The 19954-nt window shown below is 50.3% G+C and carries 18 protein-coding genes and 1 pseudogene; 13 read left to right on the top strand and 6 right to left on the bottom strand.

What is annotated here, in order from left to right:
• Nucleotides 1-58: 58 nt before the first annotated feature.
• The 3 genes from ACFQ03_RS24235 (at nucleotide 59) to ACFQ03_RS24225 (ending at nucleotide 1792) form a co-directional block, all read left to right on the top strand.
• A complete protein-coding gene (locus ACFQ03_RS24235) occupies nucleotides 59-715 on the top strand; it encodes a hypothetical protein (protein ID WP_379291539.1) in 657 nt (218 codons plus the stop codon).
• Complete coding sequence (locus ACFQ03_RS24230) at nucleotides 712-870, top strand: HAD hydrolase-like protein (protein ID WP_144940480.1); 159 nt, start codon at nucleotides 712-714, stop codon at nucleotides 868-870. The genes ACFQ03_RS24235 and ACFQ03_RS24230 overlap by 4 nt, the downstream gene beginning before the upstream one ends.
• A 433-nt stretch (nucleotides 871-1303) precedes the next feature.
• Nucleotides 1304-1792, top strand: coding sequence for a small multi-drug export protein (locus ACFQ03_RS24225; RefSeq protein WP_379291536.1), 489 nt, complete (start codon nucleotides 1304-1306; stop codon nucleotides 1790-1792).
• A gap of 510 nt (nucleotides 1793-2302) precedes the next feature.
• Here ACFQ03_RS24225 and ACFQ03_RS25925 read toward each other — a convergent pair.
• Nucleotides 2303-2467, bottom strand: a pseudogene (locus tag ACFQ03_RS25925) (IS1182 family transposase); the annotation flags it as partial.
• A gap of 239 nt (nucleotides 2468-2706) precedes the next feature.
• Nucleotides 2707-3078, bottom strand: a complete 372-nt coding sequence (locus ACFQ03_RS24220; protein WP_150959693.1) for a VOC family protein — start codon at nucleotides 3076-3078, stop codon at nucleotides 2707-2709.
• A gap of 396 nt (nucleotides 3079-3474) precedes the next feature.
• Here ACFQ03_RS24220 and ACFQ03_RS24215 point away from each other — a divergent pair, with 396 nt between their 5' ends.
• The 5 genes from ACFQ03_RS24215 to ACFQ03_RS24195 all read left to right on the top strand — a co-directional run bounded on the left by ACFQ03_RS24215 (nucleotide 3475) and on the right by ACFQ03_RS24195 (nucleotide 7281).
• Complete coding sequence (locus ACFQ03_RS24215; protein ID WP_144939836.1) at nucleotides 3475-3933, top strand: chemotaxis protein CheX; 459 nt, start codon at nucleotides 3475-3477, stop codon at nucleotides 3931-3933.
• 146 nt (nucleotides 3934-4079) lie between these two features.
• Complete coding sequence (locus tag ACFQ03_RS24210) at nucleotides 4080-4862, top strand: SDR family NAD(P)-dependent oxidoreductase (protein ID WP_150959691.1); 783 nt, start codon at nucleotides 4080-4082, stop codon at nucleotides 4860-4862.
• Nucleotides 4863-4964: 102 nt separating this feature from the next.
• Nucleotides 4965-5804, top strand: coding sequence for an alpha/beta hydrolase family protein (locus ACFQ03_RS24205; RefSeq protein WP_379291532.1), 840 nt, complete (start codon nucleotides 4965-4967; stop codon nucleotides 5802-5804).
• A gap of 107 nt (nucleotides 5805-5911) precedes the next feature.
• Nucleotides 5912-6484 carry an RNA polymerase sigma factor gene (locus ACFQ03_RS24200; protein WP_144939842.1) on the top strand — a complete coding sequence of 191 codons (573 nt, stop codon included), beginning with the start codon at nucleotides 5912-5914 and terminating at the stop codon, nucleotides 6482-6484.
• The gene (locus ACFQ03_RS24195; protein WP_379291529.1) at nucleotides 6481-7281 is read left to right on the top strand and encodes a DUF4367 domain-containing protein; all 801 of its coding nucleotides are present in this window, start codon (nucleotides 6481-6483) and stop codon (nucleotides 7279-7281) included. The genes ACFQ03_RS24200 and ACFQ03_RS24195 overlap by 4 nt, the downstream gene beginning before the upstream one ends.
• Before the next feature lie 135 nt (nucleotides 7282-7416).
• On the opposite strand, the gene ACFQ03_RS24190 is transcribed toward ACFQ03_RS24195, so the two are convergent.
• Together ACFQ03_RS24190 and ACFQ03_RS24185 are read right to left on the bottom strand one after the other, a co-directional pair.
• Nucleotides 7417-7956, bottom strand: coding sequence for a hypothetical protein (locus ACFQ03_RS24190; RefSeq protein WP_379291527.1), 540 nt, complete (start codon nucleotides 7954-7956; stop codon nucleotides 7417-7419).
• A 192-nt stretch (nucleotides 7957-8148) separates the two neighbouring features.
• Complete coding sequence (locus ACFQ03_RS24185) at nucleotides 8149-8967, bottom strand: helix-turn-helix domain-containing protein (RefSeq protein WP_379291525.1); 819 nt, start codon at nucleotides 8965-8967, stop codon at nucleotides 8149-8151.
• Between the two features lie 162 nt (nucleotides 8968-9129).
• Between ACFQ03_RS24185 and ACFQ03_RS24180 the strand changes: the two genes are divergently transcribed.
• The 3 genes from ACFQ03_RS24180 (at nucleotide 9130) to ACFQ03_RS24170 (ending at nucleotide 13152) form a co-directional block, all read left to right on the top strand.
• Nucleotides 9130-10953, top strand: coding sequence for an FAD-dependent oxidoreductase (locus ACFQ03_RS24180; RefSeq protein ID WP_379291523.1), 1824 nt, complete (start codon nucleotides 9130-9132; stop codon nucleotides 10951-10953).
• Nucleotides 10954-11166: 213 nt separating this feature from the next.
• Nucleotides 11167-12537: a DEAD/DEAH box helicase gene (locus ACFQ03_RS24175; RefSeq protein WP_150959685.1), complete on the top strand. Its 1371-nt coding sequence runs from the start codon at nucleotides 11167-11169 to the stop codon at nucleotides 12535-12537.
• A 12-nt stretch (nucleotides 12538-12549) separates the two neighbouring features.
• Complete coding sequence (locus ACFQ03_RS24170; protein WP_150959684.1) at nucleotides 12550-13152, top strand: hypothetical protein; 603 nt, start codon at nucleotides 12550-12552, stop codon at nucleotides 13150-13152.
• Nucleotides 13153-13320: 168 nt separating this feature from the next.
• On the opposite strand, the gene ACFQ03_RS24165 is transcribed toward ACFQ03_RS24170, so the two are convergent.
• A complete protein-coding gene (locus ACFQ03_RS24165; protein ID WP_379291520.1) occupies nucleotides 13321-14913 on the bottom strand; it encodes an FAD-dependent oxidoreductase in 1593 nt (530 codons plus the stop codon).
• Nucleotides 14914-15123: 210 nt separating this feature from the next.
• On the opposite strand from ACFQ03_RS24165, the gene ACFQ03_RS24160 reads away from it, so the two are divergent.
• Nucleotides 15124-16383 (top strand): S-layer homology domain-containing protein, encoded by a 1260-nt coding sequence (locus ACFQ03_RS24160; protein ID WP_379291518.1) that lies wholly within the window; start codon nucleotides 15124-15126, stop codon nucleotides 16381-16383.
• Nucleotides 16384-17406: 1023 nt separating this feature from the next.
• Here the strand turns inward: ACFQ03_RS24160 and ACFQ03_RS24155 are convergent.
• A complete protein-coding gene (locus ACFQ03_RS24155; protein WP_379291516.1) occupies nucleotides 17407-18711 on the bottom strand; it encodes an aminotransferase class I/II-fold pyridoxal phosphate-dependent enzyme in 1305 nt (434 codons plus the stop codon).
• A 307-nt stretch (nucleotides 18712-19018) separates the two neighbouring features.
• Here ACFQ03_RS24155 and kduI point away from each other — a divergent pair, with 307 nt between their 5' ends.
• Nucleotides 19019-19852: a 5-dehydro-4-deoxy-D-glucuronate isomerase gene (gene kduI, locus ACFQ03_RS24150; RefSeq protein ID WP_144939862.1), complete on the top strand. Its 834-nt coding sequence runs from the start codon at nucleotides 19019-19021 to the stop codon at nucleotides 19850-19852.
• The last annotated feature ends 102 nt before the right edge of the window (nucleotides 19853-19954 follow it).

Here is a 19954-nt window from a genome sequence, read left to right as displayed (position 1 = left end):
ATAAGGTAGAATATAAGGAAATGATTACCACAACTAACATGGAAATGGAGTGGAACGGATGCCGTCTCAAATGGTTCATTTGGCTGTGGCCGTTAAGCTGTACGAGTATGATAAGGAGGAGCCGGGCCCGTCTTTTTTGCTTGGCAGTGTAGCTCCGGATGCGATCCACATGCGCCCCGGAAGCAACCGGGAGGATAAGAAAAGAACTCATTTGGGCATTACCCAATCCGGAGTGGATGCCGACGGAATTATCCCGGGCTTTGTCCGGCCTTACTTCGAGGCGGAAAGTACGGAGGACGTCCGGCAAACGATCTTGGGCTACGCGGCCCATCTGTTAACCGACTATTATTGGCTCCAGACACTGAATCGCGAGTATGTTGACGCGGTAGCTCCGCGCTTGTCCAAAGAGGAGATCCGCACTTTATATTACCGGGAAACGGATAAGAATGAGTTCCGCCTGTATCGGGAGGCTCCTTGGCGGCCGAGGATATGGGACTCGCTTCGCGCAGCAAGGGCTCTGGATGTCGCCCCGTATTTAACGGCTGAAGAAATAAGCCTATGGCGGGAACGGGTGCTCACCTGGCCGGAGGTCAATCAGGAGCAGGATGTCGTTCCTGAATATTTTACTCCTGTTAAAATTGAACGGTTTATTAATGAGGCGGCTGCTTATGTTAAGCATCAATTGGCTGAGTACCGGGAGGCGCTGAGAAAATGAGGGCGGTGCTGTTCGATTTAGACGGGACACTGCTGAACCGGGATGCTTCCTTGATCAAATTTGTAAACGACCAGTACGAACGGTACCGGCATAAGCTGAATCCGGTCTCTAAGGAAAGGTATTTGTCCCGGTTTATTGAATTGGACCAACGGTAGCTAGCACAATCATCCTCCGGATCGCCTTGTCCACATATGTCGACAGCCAAGCAGGCAATGCTGCTGTGCTATCTGCTTGGCGATAATAACGGTCGCTCACCCAGGAATTACTCCGATAGGAGTTTTTCCTAGGTTTCCTACTGTCAATTATTAATAAATATACATAATATCATATAAAAATACAGAAAGGTGATTCTATGTCATTTCGTTATATTACTCCGGAACACGTACGTAGATTGGCATGTGGATTTGACCGGCATGGCGGAAACTACGGCACGAGTGATTCTGAAGCTGATCAAGCGGCTGCCCGGAATCGAAGACCGGGAAGGATAAAGGGCAATTTATAATTTACTCCGTATCCTTTACAATAGAGGTAATGTGCTTTTGGAGGCAGGATAGAAGTTGCATACAAGCGAAAGCGGGAGGATGGGGAATGGGGATCGATTGGTTTAATAGAGTTAACGAAACCTGGGGATACGTACTGGTCTTCCTGTTGGCCGCGGCTCCATGGCTGGAGGTGTTTCTGGTGGTTCCGCTTGGAATTCTGGCCGGCCTGTCGCCCGTACCGGTGGCTCTGCTCGGATTCGCAGGCAATTTTATTCCAATAGCTCTCATTGCGATTTGGTTTAAAAAATGGACGGAATGGAGAGCCAAGCGCAAGGGGATGACGGAGGAGGAGCAGATGAATTCGCGCAAGCGGTCGCGGGCCAAGAAGGTCTGGGATCGCTACGGCATGCCCGGACTTGCACTGCTCGCCCCTGCGATAGTAGGAACGGACATTGCGGCCATTCTCGCGCTGTCGTTCGGTTCCCCTCGAAAATCGGTGCTTATATGGATGACGGCCAGCCTGGCGATATGGACAATACTGTTGGCCTATGGTACGGTCTATGGGCTGTCCTTTGTCGAGTATTTCCGCCGCTGATTTCGAAAGGCTTAATCTGCCGGCCGCAGGGGGCGGAAACAGTGCGATATGCGCGAAGAGTTGTGAGGCCATTTACACCAATAGAGCTTGCGAGGCATCTTCGAGTAACTGATCGTTACGCCCGTAAGGTGCTGCATGACTTGGTGGAGAAACAACAATTTGATAGTGGTTAGAGGAAAATTGAGATTTCGGACGTATCAGTTGAATATTGGCAGTAACTTAAGAACTTTGGAGGGATAAGGAAGGGAAGAGGAGAGGAGAGAGAAAGCCTACGGAACTGAGAGGCGTTATTCAACGAAATATCGCCATTCTTTAAAGTTAACGGAACTGTACGCCGTTATTGGCTGCAATTCGCGAAGTATTGCCATCGAAATAAGCAAATAACGGTACTGAGTTCCGTTAGGATTACAATACTGCCAAAATCAATGAAATAAGGTCGCTGACTTCCGCTACTGTCACCGGAGCTAGGGCATGTCCGAATCTTGATCGAATGGCTGACGAAGACTGTATTTTGATGATGGCGGTTACGTATTCCTTTACTAGATAGGCATAATTCTCTTCTCCGCCATATCCGGCATCGGCAATGATAGTTCCTGGATTTATGGAGCGCTGCCTTAACCTTCTCTAGATGGGGCTTTAAGCGCGAATATCCGTTGGACGCTGCTGAAGGCTATATCCATGTTATATTCAATGTACAAAGAAACCGTCTCCTTTCAAATGGTGGGTCGCACTTCCATTTTACTAAGAAACGGTTTCTTTTTTGTTTATCAATTTTCAAAACGGGGCTGCCCAATGGCCATCTTCGATGACTTTTGGGACAGTCCCTTATTTAAATATAAAGTATATGTTTCACCTTATACCTGTTCTTATATTTCATCGGTAAACGCGCCTGTCCAAAGGACGGCTTTAGCCGTTTATCCTTTCCTTGTTTCAACAAATTCCAGACGGTTGCCGAAAGGATCGTTAACATGCACCCGGAAGATTCCTGGCAGAGGGACATCCTCCTTCATTGTTACCCCATGGCGGGATAGCTGTTCCCGAAGACGGTTAAGGTCTGACACCTCGAAGGCGGGATGAGCCTTCGTTGCCGGATGAAAATCTTCCTGAACGCCAATATGCAGCTGATGATGGCCGCATTGAAACCACACCCCGCCTCTATGGCTCAAGACGGCAGGCTTCGGCAGTTCGCTCATTCTCAGAATCTCGCCGTAGAACCGACGGGCTTCTTCCTCGCATCCAGCAGGAACTGCAATCTGCACATGATCGATTCCTATCCATTGAAACATGAGATCCCTCTTTTCGTTTCATATAGTGAAACTAAATTTTATCAAGTGGTATAATCACACTATAGATCACGTTCCATAAACTGTCAATGGGTGCGGCAGACCTGGATTTTTGTTTGTGCTTCTAAAAATAATAGAGTGTGTCGGCGCATAGTTTCCCATATGGAAGCGACGCGTTTTTTTGTTTTGCATTAGGCATCCTTCTAAGCAGCATTTGAGAAAATAGTAGTCTCTAACTATCTCATCCCGCAGCAAATATAAGGTTAAGAATTTAGTCCTAGTCTTAAAGTTTTAAAATATAGGTTACCAATTCTACAATTTTGATTTATAATACTCTTGACTGGAAAAACCGTACATATTTATGATTCTTTAGTATTAGAGTGGAGGGGGAATTTAGGCATGAAAGCCGAATATATAAATTCGTTCTTGGAATCTGCCACGTCGGTCATCGAGCAGTTGACCCAGGTTCGTCCGACGAGAGGACAGCACGGGCTTAAAGAAATCGAGATGCTGGACAACTACGTTTGGATTCAGATCGGCTTAACGGGACAGATGGACGGGAATGTTATGTTTGGCCTCCATGAAGGCGTCGCTCTCAAGCTCGTATCGGCGATGATGGGCGGCTTTTCGATGACGGAGCTGGACGACATAGGCCGGAGCGCCATTTCGGAGCTGGGCAACATGATCAGCGGGAATGCCAGCACCATTCTTTACAATCAGGGACTTAACGTGGATATTACTCCTCCCCGGATCATTCTCCCCGCCAGCGCCAAAATCTGGACCCCCCGCCAAGTGATCTCGGTTCCATTAATGATGGACGGAATCGGCGAATTGGATATCCAAATGGTCGTTGCATAGTTTCTTGCCCCCATATTAAAATAAGTAGAATGGAAGGCTTTCGCGCCTTCTGTTTTGCTTTGTATTCCCTTATGTGTTTTGTTAGAATATGGTAAGAACGTCTGGTGACGTTCACTTGTTTTATTAGATCAATACGGGGGATGGATATGCCGAAGTCTATAGCCGGTCAAATTATAGTAGTGACGGGAGCTTCCAGCGGGATCGGTGAATTACTGTCCCGAAAAATAGCCGCGGAAGGAGCTTTCCCGGTTATGATGGCGCGCTCGGAAGACAAGCTCCGGCAGATTTCCGAAGAGATCCAGGAGGAGCATGAATGGATGCCGGTGGATGTCCGGGATGAGGATCAGGTTAACCGTGCGATGGCACAGGTATTGAGCAAGCATGGAAGAATCGATGTGCTTGTGAATAATGCCGGGTATGGAATTTTCGAGCGTTTGGAGGATGCATCCATGTCCTCGATCGAAGATATGATGGACGTTAATTATTTCGGAACGGTCAGATGCATTAAAGCGGTGCTTCCCCATATGATGAAGGCCGGAAGCGGACAAATTGTCAACATAGCATCCATGGCGGGGAAGGTAGGGTCGGCGAAATCAACCGGCTATTCGGCAACCAAGCATGCGGTGCTCGGTTTTACCAATTGTTTAAGGCAAGAGCTGGCAGGAACGGGAATTACAGTATCCTCCGTAAATCCGGGACCGATCGATACCCCTTTCTTCGACCGTGCGGATCCGAGCGGACAGTATGTTAAAAATATATCCTGGTTCATGCTTAAGCCCGAACAGGTGGTTCAGGCCATTATTCAAGTCATCCACCGCAAGAAGGCGGAAGTGGACCTGCCCTTCGTTGCCGGTATCGGCAGTAAAATGTATCAATTGTTTCCTCGGTGGGCGGATCGCTTGTTTGCCTCCGTTCTGAACCGGAAATAGATCAGACCTTAAAACGGCGGGCGTAGTAATCACCCGATTAAACTATAATATGAAAGACTGGGGGAAAATAAAGTCGAAGAAACGATGGAGCGAAAAACGGACATGACAACGGATCGGAACGGGGAAAACAAGACCTGCCCTTACCCGGACGGCCATATAGTACATAAGGAACGTCTGGACAGGCCGGCAACGGATGTCACTGCCTATAAGGTGACTTATGCCAGCAAAGGGCTGTTGGTCAAAGGCTACCTGCTTCTTCCTAAGCGGCCGTATCCTCTTCCGGGGCTTCTATATTGCCGTGGAGGAATAGGGCGTGTCGGGATGGTGCAGCTTCCGCGCATGACCGCTCTGGCCAAGCTGGGCTACATTGTGTTCGCTCCTTTCTATCGGGGGAATGACGGAGGCTGGGGAAAGGATGAATTTGGCGGGGAAGACCGCCACGATGTCTTTAGCGCAGTTGCTTTGCTTCATTCGCTTGACGAAACGACGGGCGATCCGGTATCGCTTATCGGTTTTTCGCGCGGTGCGATCATGGCGCTTCTGGCCGCGAGGGAATGCAGTGGGATAGGGCCCATTGTCGTATGGAGCGGGGTAAGCGATTTGAGGCTTACCTATGAAGAAAGAGTGGACCTGAGGAGGATGCTCAAGAGGGTTGTAGGTCACCCGCGTAAGGATGCGGAGAAATATAAGGAGAGATCGCCCGTAGAGTGGGCCACCCATATTTCCCATCCGATTCTGATCATTCATGGAACGGAGGACGATCATGTCAGCCCTGAGCACGCGCGCCGGTTAGCCCGGGCTTTGGAAGCGGCGGGCAAGAAATATACGCTTATGCTGATGCAGGGATTGCAGCATCGGTTTTCACAAGCAGAGGAGCAACGGACCTTAAGAGAGATCCATGACTGGATCCGGACCCACTTGAAGAATGGAAGTCAACAATAGATAGTGATAGTAAACATTAGCAAACTATGGTTACCCTTTTGTACATCCTCTTGTAGTAAAATAGAAGACGATCTGAACGGATGCAGTCATGCAAGTGGGGGAACGCTATGCCAAGTCACTTAATTCTTTTATACGATGCGGATTTTTATTCACTGTCTGAATCTCTACAGCGGGAAGTCTACCGGGAGTTTTATACTTTGGTCTACCCGCTTGTTTTCGCCATGGTCCGGGATCATGGGGCCGCTGAGGATATTATTCAGGATGCTTTTCTGAGAGCCATCGACAAAGCGGCGCAGGTGGAAGAACCGGAAAAATTCGAGAGCTGGTTGAAAACGCTAACAAAAAATTATACGTTAAGTTTTTTAAGAAAATGGAGTCGACAGCGTGATGAATTGCTTTCTGATGATGTCTTTCTATACAAAGAGTTCTCCATGAACGGGGAGGCCCTGCCTGTAGACAAGGAAGTGGAGCTGACGATGATGAAGGAGGCAATCGCCCGTTACTTGGATAGATTGAAGCCGGAGTATCGGCAAATCGTGGAAATGAGGTGGATTCATAATCTTTCTTATAAGGAGATGGCCGATGCGCTTCAGGTGACGGAAGGCAGCATTCGGCAGAAGCTGTTTCGCGCACGGGAGGCTATTAAGAATAAATTAAAGGAGGAGTGGGGAAACCGATGAGGAAAGAGGAAGAATGGGATCGGCTGTTGGATTCGGTCTTCGAAGATGCCGTTCGTGAGAACTATCGCTGCGAAGTCCCGGATCCTACCCCCTCTTGGGAGAAAGTAAGAGAGAAGCTGAAGGCCGAGAAGAGGAGGAGGGCGAGAAGAAGATGGCGAAGCAGGATAGCGACCATTGCGGCTTCACTTCTAATTGGGGCCTTCATATTCAGCACCCCTCAGATCACGAACGCTTTCGCTCCATTGACTGCAATATTTAAGCAATTGACCGGTAATATGCTTAGCTTTTTCTACGGGGAGTCCGGGTTGGAGGAACGGACAGGGGCGAAGACGTCGCCGCCTCCACCGACGGAGGAGCCGCCTCAAAACATTCCCGAGGATCATTCGGACGGTTCCCGGGCTTCAACGACGCTGAAGATATCGATGGAGGAAGCGAAGCAGAAGTCGTCCATCCCCTTGCTGGAACCGCAATATGTCCTGGACGGATATAAGCTCGATTCGGTGAAGCTTTCCTTGGACCAGCACGGGCAAACCTTGAACGCGGTTATCTACTATGAAAATGAGGAAGGCGGAATTTATCTGGTCACGCAGAGTGTGCTGGAATTAAATACGGTCTATACCACCTTGTCGGACGAGAACGACACGGTCAAGGATGTAGAAATTAAAGGTCGCAAGGGGAAGCTGATCCAGGGAAGCGACAAGAATGATATGATTCTGACCGATGAGGGCCGCTTGATCAGAATTACCGGTCAAATCTCTGTAGAAGAGCTGTACAGCATTGCCGAAAGTCTTCAGTGAGAGAATGTTCCGGCAGGAGGACTTGAAGGAGAGGTTTCGGGAAGCGGAAGCTGATTTAATCTATTGTATAGACATACGGAAGGGGCGGAAATGGTCCGCCCCTTCTTAAATTCATCCACCGATCCTTAAGCTCCCTTAGAGAACTAGAATCGAGTTTCCTGTAGTATATCCTCTTTCAAAATCTGTCCCCTGAATGACCCAGTGATAGCCAAGCACCCTGTAATAATAGCCTGTCAGACAATCCCGGGTGTCGGAACCATAGACGGTGATGTCATTACTGTCCTTGAATTCGATTTCCTTCAAATCAATCCACTCTTTGCCTGTCCACATTTGCAGTGTCAGCTTGAGTGCAACGGTGCTGACCTTCTGGGTGGCGAAAGTAGTTCCCGAGAAGCCAACCTTCCCATTGCCTCTGTCGGTAATCGACACGTTTCCGGAATCGAGGTATTTATGCCAGGGTTCGAATTTGTACGTTCCGAAATCTCCCGGAGCAGGGGTAAAGTCGTGGACGAAGATCGGTTCCGGATGCATGTCGGATTCCGGAGGCGGAGCTGTTTTTGCCCCGTTAGGGTACGGAGATGCCGGTTCTGCAGCGGCTGTGCCGGCCATGGCAAAGCAGAGGACAAGGGTAAGAACGAGCAGCAAGGATGGCTTGAACATACGATTTAGGGTCATTTTAAATACCTCCCATTTTTATATTTTTCTTACATATATTGGACGATCCAACTCTATGGAAAGTTTGTCCAAAATTGTGAACATTTTGTGAACATTGTACAAATGAGCCGATGGTTGTGGCCCGGCTCATTTTCTTAGGCTTGCACCAATTATGAAAAAAATAAGTCCCCGGCATCTGCCAGGGGCTTATTATCAGATCCGATTCATCCTGCGAAATTCAGAGGGCGTTATATTAAGCCTTTGTGTAAACAGGCGGCTAATGTAGTACCCGTTCTGATAGCCGCATCGTTCCGCAATCTCGTCGAGCGTCAGGTCTGTCTCCCGCAGCAAGGTGCAAGCTTGATTCAAGCGGATCGTAATCAGGTAGTCCATGGGGGTCATTTGGTAGGCCGCATGAAATTTCCGGGTAAATTGTACCGGAGTCAATCCCAGCGCAGCGGATACTGCCCCGAGATTCAAAGGCTCGTGCGCCTTCTGCCGAATGATCAGCGCTGCTTGGTCCATAAGCGGGTGTTCCGTCGCCTTGCCGGTAGGGAGCGGCGCGGGATGTTGCTCGGCACAGTACATCAGCCAGCAGTCCCTCAGCAGGTGGTTTTTCCAAAAGTGGACAGACGGCTCGCTAGTTATCGGCAGCGAACGCAGATAAGCGCAGACGGATCTTAAGCGGTTCCTGTCCCGAATCTCCACTCGGCCTGCAGGAAGAAGGTCGGAATCCATCCCGGCCTGCAGTTCCGCGCAGACAGGGGCGTCCCAGGTCCAATCGAACAGAAACATGTGAAACGATAGCGGCAGGATGGTCCTGCGGCGAAAAGGCACGTTCGGGGGGCAGAACACGAGACTGCCGGACGCCGCCTCTCCTTCATGTTCTCCAATGCCGTAGGCAAAGGAGCCGTCCTCGATCACGAACAAGCACCATTTGTCGTACGTATCCGTTTCATATAAAAATCGTGCTTTTCTATTCCAATATACATGGGAGTGAAGGGCGGGAATGATTTGCCACATTTGATGCATCGGATCGCTCCCTTTTTTTTCCGAGGAAAGCTGCGTGGCTCTCCGTCTGCTGAAATATTGTATAACATGTAGTATAAAATAGTGCATTAAAAATGAACAGCGATCTCTTTATGATTGAAAATAAAGATAAACTCTTATCGATATAAGAAAGAAGGGATCGTCATGTCGACATCGAAGCTGCGCAGCAGCAAATCCTTGACCGCCGACATCGTAGTGGCGGGTGGAGGGATGGCGGGTGTTCTCGCTGCCGTCTCGGCAGCAAGGAACGGGGCGAAGGTCATCTTGGTTCAGGACCGTCCGGTGCTCGGAGGGAATGCCTCCTCTGAAATTCGTATGCATATTGTAGGAGCTTGTCCGCGAGGCAAAGAAATGGAGACGGAAGCGAGGGAAACCGGCATTTTGGAAGAAATCCGCCTGGAATGTGCGGTCCGGAATCCTCAGAGCAGCGCCAGCATGCTGGATTTGATTTTATACGAAAAGTGCCGGGCGGAGCCTAATCTGCAATTGCTGCTGAACACTTCTTTGGTAGGAGTAGCGATGGAGGGCGAGCGGATAGTGTCCGCTCAGGCCAACCGCGAAAGCACGGAAGAACAGTTCGACCTGAATGCCGAAATATTTATCGATTGCACAGGAGATGGACGGCTTGGCGCAGAATCCGGGGCTCTGTTCACTACGGGCAGGGAAGCTGCCGATGAGTACGGCGAGTCCGGAGCCGCCGCGAACCGCGACAGCTACAGGCTGGGCTCTTCCTTGTTGTTCACAACGCGCGACATGGGTAAACCTATGCCGTTCACTCCGCCGCCCTGGGCGCGCCAATTTACCGAGGAGGACTTGAAATTCCGCAGCCATAGCTCGTGGGAATACGGGTACTGGTGGGTGGAATATGGGGGGACTCGGGATACAATCAAGGATAATGAGGACATCCGCGACGAGCTTCTGGCTATTATGCTGGGAGTCTGGGACCATATTAAAAACAGCGGCCATCATCCGGAGTCGGAGACATGGGCGCTCGATTGGTTCGGCTTTCTGCCCGGCAAGCGGGAATCGCGCCGTTTTATCGGCCGGCATGTCCTGACCCAGAACGATTTGGAGCAGGCGGTCGATTTTGAAGATGTCATCGCGTACGGAGGCTGGTCGATGGACACGCATCCTCCCCAGGGAATTGACGCGAAGGAGGAGAACCCGTGTAATCAGCCGATGACGCCATACATGTACGGTATCCCCGTGCGTTCGCTGATCAGCCGGAACGTAAGCAATCTGATGTTTGCCGGACGGAATATTTCGGCGACGCACATTGCCTTCTCCAGCACGCGGGTTATGGCGACCTGCGCCGTCATGGGGGAGGGCGCGGGGACGTTCGCCGCCAGCGCAATACGACGGGGCATCCCGCTGCAGGAGGCCTGGCAGAATAAATCCGTTATATACGAGGCACAGCAGCAGCTTCTGCGTCAGGGCGCCTTTCTTCCCGGCAGGAGACTCGAAGACCGAAACCTGGCGGCACAGGCCGAGATTACCGCTTCCTCCGAACAGCCCGGCGGGGAAGCGTTCAACGTGGTGGACGGTTATACAAGAACAGTGCATGGTGCCGGAGGGGTCAGGCCGGAGCTGACGATGCCCGGCACGCATCGCTGGATGGCGGAACCGTCCGACCGTGAGCCGTGGCTGAGTCTAAGCTGGCGGCAGCCTGTCGATCTCTCGCAGATCACCCTCGTTCTCGATACCGGCCTGCATCGTCAGCTTACGCTGACACACGAGAAAGGCTTTCGCCGCAGAATGAAGTGGGGCGCCCAACCGGAAACGCTCAAATCGTTTACGATTGAAGCGGAGCAGGACGGAAGCAGGACAGAAGTTATACATGTCGACAATAATTACCAGCGTCAATTGGATTTCCCTGTCCAGTTGCGGAAAGTAAGCCGTTTAACCATCCGGGTTCATTCGACGAACGGGCTGGACCATGCCAGAATAGTGGAATTGCGATGCCAATAGCGAATACGATAAGATAGAATCCCCCGGGACAGCTCGATGCTGTCCCGGCGGAGAATGACAAAGTGGGACCGTTGCCTTGCGGGTGGCGGTCCTTTTCCTTCATTTCTTCTCTAGATTGGAATAGTCGCCCGCAATCTTCTATAATAATTAACAAATGATTAAAAAAAGCCCGAGAATACTTGGAAGAGAATAAAATTAGAAAAGAGGAATGGCATGCAAGCAAGTTTCGAAACGTTATCGCTGGACAATGATTGGATCAAGAAGCTTAATGCGATGAAGATCGTGACCCCTACCCCGATCCAGGCCGAAGCGATTCCGGCCATACTCGAAGGACATGATCTCATTGCCCGTTCCCAGACCGGGACCGGGAAGACCTTGGCTTATGTTCTTCCGGTGCTGGAGACCATCGACCGTTCATCCAAGCGGCTTCAGGCTGTCATTCTGACGCCTACCCGGGAGTTAGGCATGCAGGTTCTTGAGGTGATAGAGTCGTTGGTTCCGGATACCGGGATTATAGCCCAGCCGTTGATCGGAGGAGCCTCCATTCAACGGCAAGTCGACAAGCTTAAGCTGCATCCCCAGATTGTGGTGGGAACGCCGGGGAGGGTGCTGGAGCTGATCAAGCTGAAGAAGCTGTCCATGCATTATGTGCGTACGATCGTGGTCGATGAAGCGGATGAGGTGTTCCGTCTTGGCGAGAGGAATGAAGCAGAGGCGATTATTAAAAGCGCCTTGCGCGAACGACAGCTTGTTTTCTTTACAGCTACGGTTTCCAACGAATTGCGTGATTGGGCTGAACGGTTAATGAAAGCCCCGATTACCCGTCTTAGCGTAGACCCCGATCAAATGGCACCCTCTTCCATTGAGCATATCTACTTTATAAGCGAGGAGCGGGACAAGATCGACACCTTGCGCCGCCTGGTCCGGCTGTATCATCCGAAATCGGCGATCGTATTTATTAACGATACCGACAAGGTGGGAGAAGTGGCTGCCAAGCTGCAATACGTCGGTTTGTCGGTGGAAGCCTTATACGGGGATTCCGGGAAACAAGAAAGAGCCCGAACGATCAAGCGTTTCCGCGAGGGCAAATTTCAATTGCTTCTTGCCACCGATGTGGCATCGCGCGGCCTTGACTTTCCGGAGGTGTCGCACGTGTTTAACCTGCAGCTTCCCGTAGACCCGGATCATTATGTGCACAGGGCAGGAAGGACCGGTCGAATGGGACGGAGAGGGACCGTCGTGTCGTTGGCCGAGGTCGGGGAACTGTTCATCATCGAGAAGTTTTCCAAGGCGATCGGAACCCCTATCGTTCACAAAGATATGTATGAGGGAGTTATCATTGATCCCGCTGATAAGCGGGGTCGCCGTGCCGGCCGAATGAAGGAGCAGGCTGTTATTTCCAGTGTTACTCCCCAAGCAGACAAAGAGCAGTTCAAGAAGCGGACCGGAACGCTAAAAAGAATCCAGGACTCTTCAACGAATTCACCTGCACCAGGATCTTCCGCCAAGAAGGCCAAGACGAGCCGGCTGCGCGACCGCAAGAACAAAGGCGCTCCCAAATGGCTGAAGAATAAAAAGCAGTAGAGGATGACCCTTGTGAAAATAGCAAAAAGGCTGTTCACCCTAATAGTGCTGCTCCTGGTACTAGCTGTGCTCTTGACTGCGGCCTTATTGTTTTATGTAAAGCCGGATAAGACTCTGGACCTGAGCTACCGCCCGATAGATATCAGGGATAAAATAGAACAGATGATCCGTAACCGGCAGCTTTCTTTTACCCTAAGCGAAGAGGAAGTCAACAGTTTGTTCAAACGAGCGATCAGCGAGCATCCGCTGCCTCTCCCTCCGGATATCCGAATAGAAGGGGCGGATGTTCGTCTGGCTGAAGGCGGGCTTGTAGCAGACTTCAACCTTCGGTACAAGGAGCGAATTCCAATAGCGGCTACCGTATACCTGCGCGCGGAATGGCGCTCTCCGGAATTAGTTGTTGAACTGGAACGGATCAAGGCGAAGCAGCTTACTCTGCCGCAAGCTGTGGTGGAGGGGCGCCAATATCGCTTCCGGCTGGACGAGCATCTTCCTTCCTTTATCCGAATAACGGATATCGGGATTCAGCCCGGGGGAGTTCGTATCGATTGGGAGGTCGATCAAGACCGGGTGGAGGAACTGCTGGAGGACTTTTTGCGCCATCGGGGGTATTAGGTAAACCGTCCAGCTTGTTTCCAGCGAACCATTTTCAGATCAACAAGAAGAACCTCGAATCCCGCATTGGGGTTACCGAGGTTCTTTGTCTTGTCGGAGATAATATGATCGTAATCCTTACGAGAACGAACACGTTCTCCTGCCATTAATTATCGTATTAGAGTGACATTACTTGGATCTGGAGTACTGCGGAAATATAATTTCGCCGGCATTCAGCTTGCGGATCTCTTCTTCGGTCCATCCTGCCAGCTTGTTGGTCGCCTGAATATTAGTCAGTTTGATCTGATACTTCTCCTGCAGATAAGCATGCAGTTGCGGCCAATCGCTTTCCGTCAGCTCCTTAAGCTTCTTCTTGCCATCGATTTGACCGAGAATCACTCCGATCGATTCCGCAGCCAGAGCCGTATTCGGCTGGATTCTGGCACTGCCGTAAGCGATGGCGGAGGAGCCGACGTTTTTACCGGCCATAATGACATTGTCGTAATTTTTCAGCAGGAAGCTGCGCAGCGGCATCCCGTATTTGTCCGGTCTGCCCATCTCGATGCCCCACTTCTGTACGCTGATACCCTGCAGATCGAGCGGATATCCTCCAATACTGACATTATCATAGAACATGCGGCCGCCCAGCATGTCCGAAACCTGCATGACATAATCGGTCTCGTAATGATCGTACTCGCGGATGTACAGGTAATCCGGGAATCCATTCAGCTCCGCATTTTCCCAGCCGACGATGTTCTTGCGGAAGTGCTCCAGGATCAACGGGATTTCCGCCTTCCCAAGCTCTATGGCTTCCTTCACGGACTGCTCGTCCGCCGGATTGACATCATAGATCAAAAAGGCATTGATAATCACTTCCCCGTCCCGCTGGTTAACGGCGTTCAAGCCCCGGAGGAAAACCCGGTCATTGCTGGGCTGATAGGCGGACGTCATTCCGCTCAAGCCAATGGCATAGCTTTCGTTAACATTCCCGTAGCCGTACTTTTTGTTCCGCTCGGCGGCAGTCAAACCGTTGAAATGAGTTTTGAATTTTTGCCAATCGACATTTTTGAATTTCATCATCATGCCTGCGCTCATATACTCGATTTCGTTCTTTCCGTAGAAAGCCTCGAGTCCCGGTAACCGGTTTACTTTCAGCTGACCGGCCATCGCTGCATAATCGGTATTTTCCACAAAATAGGAGGCGGTTATCCGGTGGTGGGAGCCATCGGCCTTCACGTAAAGGATAGAAGTTACCGTTTCCTCGCCGTTAGCCCCCGGCTTTGTTTCGATCTTCTTCAGTTGTATCCCCGATTCGATCGGTATGCCTTTCGCCAGCTTGTTGTTGTAATAGTCAGTGAACTCCGAAAGCTTGCGAATTTGACCGGCGCGGAAGCCGTCGAACAGCTCCTTGGCTCTTCCTTGGACCAGCAGCTTGCCGCTGCCGTCTCTCGTTTCATCCAGGAACAGCATCTCGCCCTGCAGCAGCTGCCCTCCGATCTTCTCGCGGGGGTCAAGCACTACGACATCCAAGCCTTCATCCTTGGCTGCCCTTGCCAAATACATTCCTTCCATTTCGCTGCCGATCACGACGATATCCGTAGAGGCCTCCTCAACGTCCGGCTCGGGTTCCGGTGTCGGTTCCTCCTTAACGGCCGCTGAATCAGGATCACTACCCGATAAATCGGTTAGCGCTTTCGGTGCAGGCCCATTCATAACAATGACTGCCAATACGGCTGCCACGAGAAGGACTAGTCCGGCTAAGAGGGTCCATTTCAAACGCATAATCTTCTTATCTCTCCTTCTTCAGGTTGTTTCAAGGGTCGTTGCTTGCAAGAATGCGGGTTTAAGTAGGAATAGCCACTTTGTATAGTCTAACATTTTCCTGTTACCCCCTCAAACGATTTCTATCCGGCGAACCGTGTAGTGTACTAAGGGAACCTTTCGCGAACAGGTCTGATCCCATTTTATTATGTGAAGGAGAGTAGGACATAGATGACAAAAAATACACCATCTTCTATCAAAAAACTGCTGATCGGCGGTTTGACGGCCACCTTCGTACTGGGAGGAGCATCGTCCGCTTTAGCTTCAGACCATCCCGGAAAAGGAAACTGGGAGAACAGCAAGAAAGAGCAGTCGAAATGGGAACAGAAAGCAGAGAAGGAAAGCAAGGGTAAAAAAGATACGAAAAATAAATTCAAAGCGGATTTTAATGATATGGTCGGCGGGGATGTGGAATGGGCCAACCGTCATATTGCGAGTCTTGCAGCTCTGAAGGTATTCGAAGGCTATGAGGATGGAACGTTCCAGCCGCGCAAGCCTGTAACCCGCCTGGAAGCAATCACCGCAGCGGTCCGTTTGTTAGGATTGCGGGATCAAGCGGAGTCGGAAGAGGCGAAGAACTCTCCGTTGAATTTCAAAGATGCCGATAAGCTGACAGAGAAATATCCATGGGCAGTCGGATATGTTTCCGTCGCTCTGAAGAATGATTTGTTCCTGGAAACGGAATCTTCCATTAAACCGGAAGCACCGGCGGATCGTCTCTGGGCAACGATGCTGCTCGTCAAGGCGATGAAGCTTGAGGATGAAGCGAAGGCCAAGATGAATACGAAGCTTGATTTCAAGGACGCCGACCAGATTCCGGCCGGAGCGGTAGGATATGTTGCCGTTGCGCTGGAGAAAGGATTAATCCAAGGCTATGAGAACGGCAAGTTTCTCCCCAACAAACCGGTGACTCGCGCTGAGCTTGCTGCCCTGCTTGATCGTACGGGAGACCAAATTCCGGACGTAGGCCATTCCTTGCGTGCGGGTACGGTAGTTTACGGCGTGAGTAACAACACCCTCACTATCCGTCAAGGCAATGAGAATGTATACTTGAGCTTGGACCCGGATGCCTTTATTTTCAAGAACGGAGTTCGGGTGAAGGCGAGCGATATCCAGCCGGGGGATTTTGTTAAGGTCCGGTTGTATAACAATACTATCGTCTTTGTCGATGTCATCCACAGCGAGTATGGGAATGCCTTGATAGCCAGAGGAGGATTTGAAAAATTCACGGTGGATCAGCAGGGAAAAATCAGCTCGATCACAATCACCGAGAAGGTTAACGGACAGGAGAAGAGCGTAACCTATGCGGTAGAGGGTGACGTTCGCTTAATTGGCGATACCTCCAAGCTGGTTCTGAACCAGCCGAAAACCCAAGTGGAATTGAGCGGCAAAAACAACAAGGTTCAAATCATTCAAGTGATCCAGAATTAATAGGACTAACCGATATTTACTAGACTATCCCGTCCAAGTCAATGGGGCTTGGGGGATAGTCTTTTTTTCTTGTGGCGGCGACCCCCTTGACCAAGTTTTGGTCACGCCGTATGCGGACAGTTCCCGGCTCTTGTTCAACTCTACTACGAAAACCTATACGCCAAGCTCGAAAATCAACGGACCCAATTGATGTTATTCCGGCCATTTCACTAGTATCCCATTGCCTCAGAAAGGTCAGAGCAATAATCACCCTGTAACTAAATGAACCACTCTATCACGTATCAAATTCTAGACTATATAGTCTCTCTAATCCTGCTGAACCTAATCTAGCAATTTAAAAATGTACAAACTCCTGGAACAAACTGAGTCAAAGGGATAATGGTCAAAAGGATGGGAAAAGAGACACAGGCGCACGAAAAAGTAACTGAGCGTAGGGGATAACGGTCAGAAGGACCGGGAAAGAGACACAGGCGAACGAAAAGTAACTGAAGGTCAAAAGGATGGAGACAAAGACACAGGCGAACGAAAAGTAACTGAGTGCAGGGGATAACGGTCAATAGGACGTAGACAGAGACACAGGCCCATGTAAAGTAACTGAGCGTAGGGGATAACAGTTAGAAGGACCGGGAAAGAGACAAAGGCCCACGAAAAGTAGCTGAGCGTAGGGGATAATGGTCAGAAGGACCAAAGAGACACAGGCGCACGAAAAAGTAACTGAGCGAGGGGATAACAGTCAGAAGGACGTAGACAGAGACGTGCCCATGTAAAGTAACTGAGCGTAGGGGATAATGATTAATGATCAGAAGGACCGGGAAAGAGACACAGGCCCATGTTAAGTAACTGAGTCAAAGGGATAATGGTCAAAAGGATGGGAAAAGAGACAACGGCCAAAAGGGCGCCGATATCATGACCGGTTTCAAGCTTCAGCACAACGAAAAAGAGCCAATCGCATGGATTGGCTCTCTTTCGTAAACATTTCGGCTTAAATCCGTATAGCTCTCTGCAATAAACGGTTATCGTTACTTAAACCACCGCTTCTTCCAAATCTTTAACTCCTTGATAGATCAGATGGAACAGGTCTTCAATCTTCTCTTCCTCTATACACGAGAAGGCTACCCGCAGATCGGTTTCGCCCAGGGCAATTGTCCCGATTCCATATTTATCCAACAGGTGAGAACGCAGCTGTTCGGCATGCACCGATTTCAACTTAAGACACATGAAATATCCTGAATTGAAAGGATAGTATTCCCAGGCGTCATCGAATTTACCGCTGTCGAGAACGCTCTTTACTTTATTGGCGCGTCCCTTCATAATGGCGAACTTCTCTTCCTTCTGCGCTTGGAAATCCGGCGATTTCAAAGCATGCAGGACGAAGGTTTGCGACGGATGGGGCCCGCTGGAAATCGTTGCGCGGATAATGCCCAACGTTTTTTGCTCCAGGGCACTCAGGACCGCTTCGCTGGTAGAGCCGTAGGTGATGAACCCGACGCGGAAGCCCCAGACATATTCTTCCTTCGTAGCTCCGTCGACCTTAACGGGAAGGATGCGCGGATCCAGGCCGCACAGCGAGCCGAATAGGGACTCGTGAACCGAATCCTCGAAGAAGAGTCCGAAATAGGCATCGTCCGTTACGGCCACGACACGGATTCCCGCTTCAGCTCCTGCTTGGATGGCGGCAACGATTTCACGGCCTTCCTCAGGACTCGGGGTGTAACCGGTCGGATTGTTGGGGAAATTCAGGATGACTATAGCTTTTCCCTTGTCTTTCTGAGCAAGAATAGCATCCCGCAGCCCTTGGGAGTTGAACCGGTTATCGGCATTATAGAGCGGGTAATGAACGATTTCCGCTCCTCTGCGGATACCGAAGGTCAGTTCATAGTTTTCCCAGTTCTTGTCCGGGATAATGACGGCGTCCCCATGGTCTGCGAACAAGTCGGCGACAATGCTTAAGCCGTGTGTCAGAGCGTTCGTCGCGACTGGATTGCCGAAGCTCTTGCCCTCCAGGCTGGGGTTCTCCTCCAGCATCTTCTTCCTCCAGGCTGTGCGCAGCTCGGGCTTGCCGGCCGGAGGGGCATATTCATAAATATCTTTGGGAGAGTAAGCGGACAAGGTGTCCTGGATAACCTTAAGATGCATAGGCTGTCCGTTCTCCAGGGCAATGCCGATCGTTGCGTTATATTTATCCGCCTTTGCCTTCGCTTCGGCGGACTGGCTAAGAATTCCCACTTTAGGGAAGTAAATTTGTTTGCCCAGTCCGGAGAGCATGCCGTAGACATGCGGGTTTTCCCGTTCGATAGTTTCGTTAAGTTGTTTAGCCAGCTCGTTCATAGAGGATTCATCCTTCCCAACAGCGATAGTAAAGATTTTAGGGAATATTATATCATTTTCCTCGCAGGGAGTCATCCGTTTCAAGGAAAGGGGTGATTGTCTCCGATCAAGGAGGAAGGCCGGGCCATAACTTGGGTTGATAGGTTTGAATAATGGAAAAATGCCGGTCTTAATTGACCGATCAATGCTGATAGTTTTGCTACGGCACGTTACCAAAAATATGGTAAATTGGCACTTTTTCATTTTATTTGTTAGTATAGTAGATGTGCACTGTTCTTTACCATTACTCAAGGAGGATTTACTAGGTATGGAAATTCGTTACGCTACTCATCCGACAGAGGTCAAGCAGTATGATACGGAGCGTCTGCGGAAAGAGTTTTTAATGGAGGGCCTTTTTGTTCCAGGCCAGCTTAAGTTGGTATACAGCCACGTAGACCGTATTATTACCGGAGGGGTTATCCCGACCAATGAACCGATTCTGCTCGATGCCGACAAGAAGGAGATGGGATCCGCGTTTTTCTTGGAGCGCCGCGAAATCGGTATCATTAACATCGGACCGAAGGGAACGGTAACCGTAGACGGTACGGACTACGAGTTGGAAACTAAAGACTGCCTGTATGTAGGAAAGGGCAGCAAAGAGGTAATCTTCAAAAGCGCGGATTCGTCCCAGCCTGCGAAATTCTACCTCAGTTCGACCCCCGCTCACAAAACCTATCCGACGGTTAAAGCGGCTCTGTCCGATGCACAGCCGAATCACCTCGGATCGATCAGCCAGTCCAATGAGCGGACAATCTATAAGTTCATCCACAATGAAGGAATTCAGAGCTGTCAGCTCGTTATGGGAATGACGCTTCTGGAGCCAGGAAATATGTGGAATACTATGCCTTGCCATACACATAATCGCCGAATGGAAACTTATCTGTACTTCGATATGCCGGAAGACGGAGTAGTGTTCCACTTGATGGGTGAGCCAACTGAAACTCGTCACCTCGTAGTCCGCAACGAACAGGCGATTATTTCTCCAAGCTGGTCGATTCACTCCGGTGTTGGAACAAACAATTACACCTTCATCTGGGCCATGGCCGGAGAAAACCAGGAATTCAGCGACATGGATATGGTCGATATGAAAGACTTGAAATAATAGGATTGAAGCCTTCCCTCGGGAAGGCTTTTTGTTGCAGGCTTTAGCCAGTTGAGTGCGTGAAACGCGCGAAACAAAAAACCACCCGCTATGCGGGTGGAG

It is taken from the genome of Paenibacillus residui, from assembly GCF_042677205.1.
GTDB lineage: Bacteria > Bacillota > Bacilli > Paenibacillales > NBRC-103111 > Paenibacillus_L > Paenibacillus_L residui.
The sequence above is the reverse complement of the archived record's forward strand: the minus strand, read 5'-3'. Positions and strand labels throughout refer to the sequence as shown.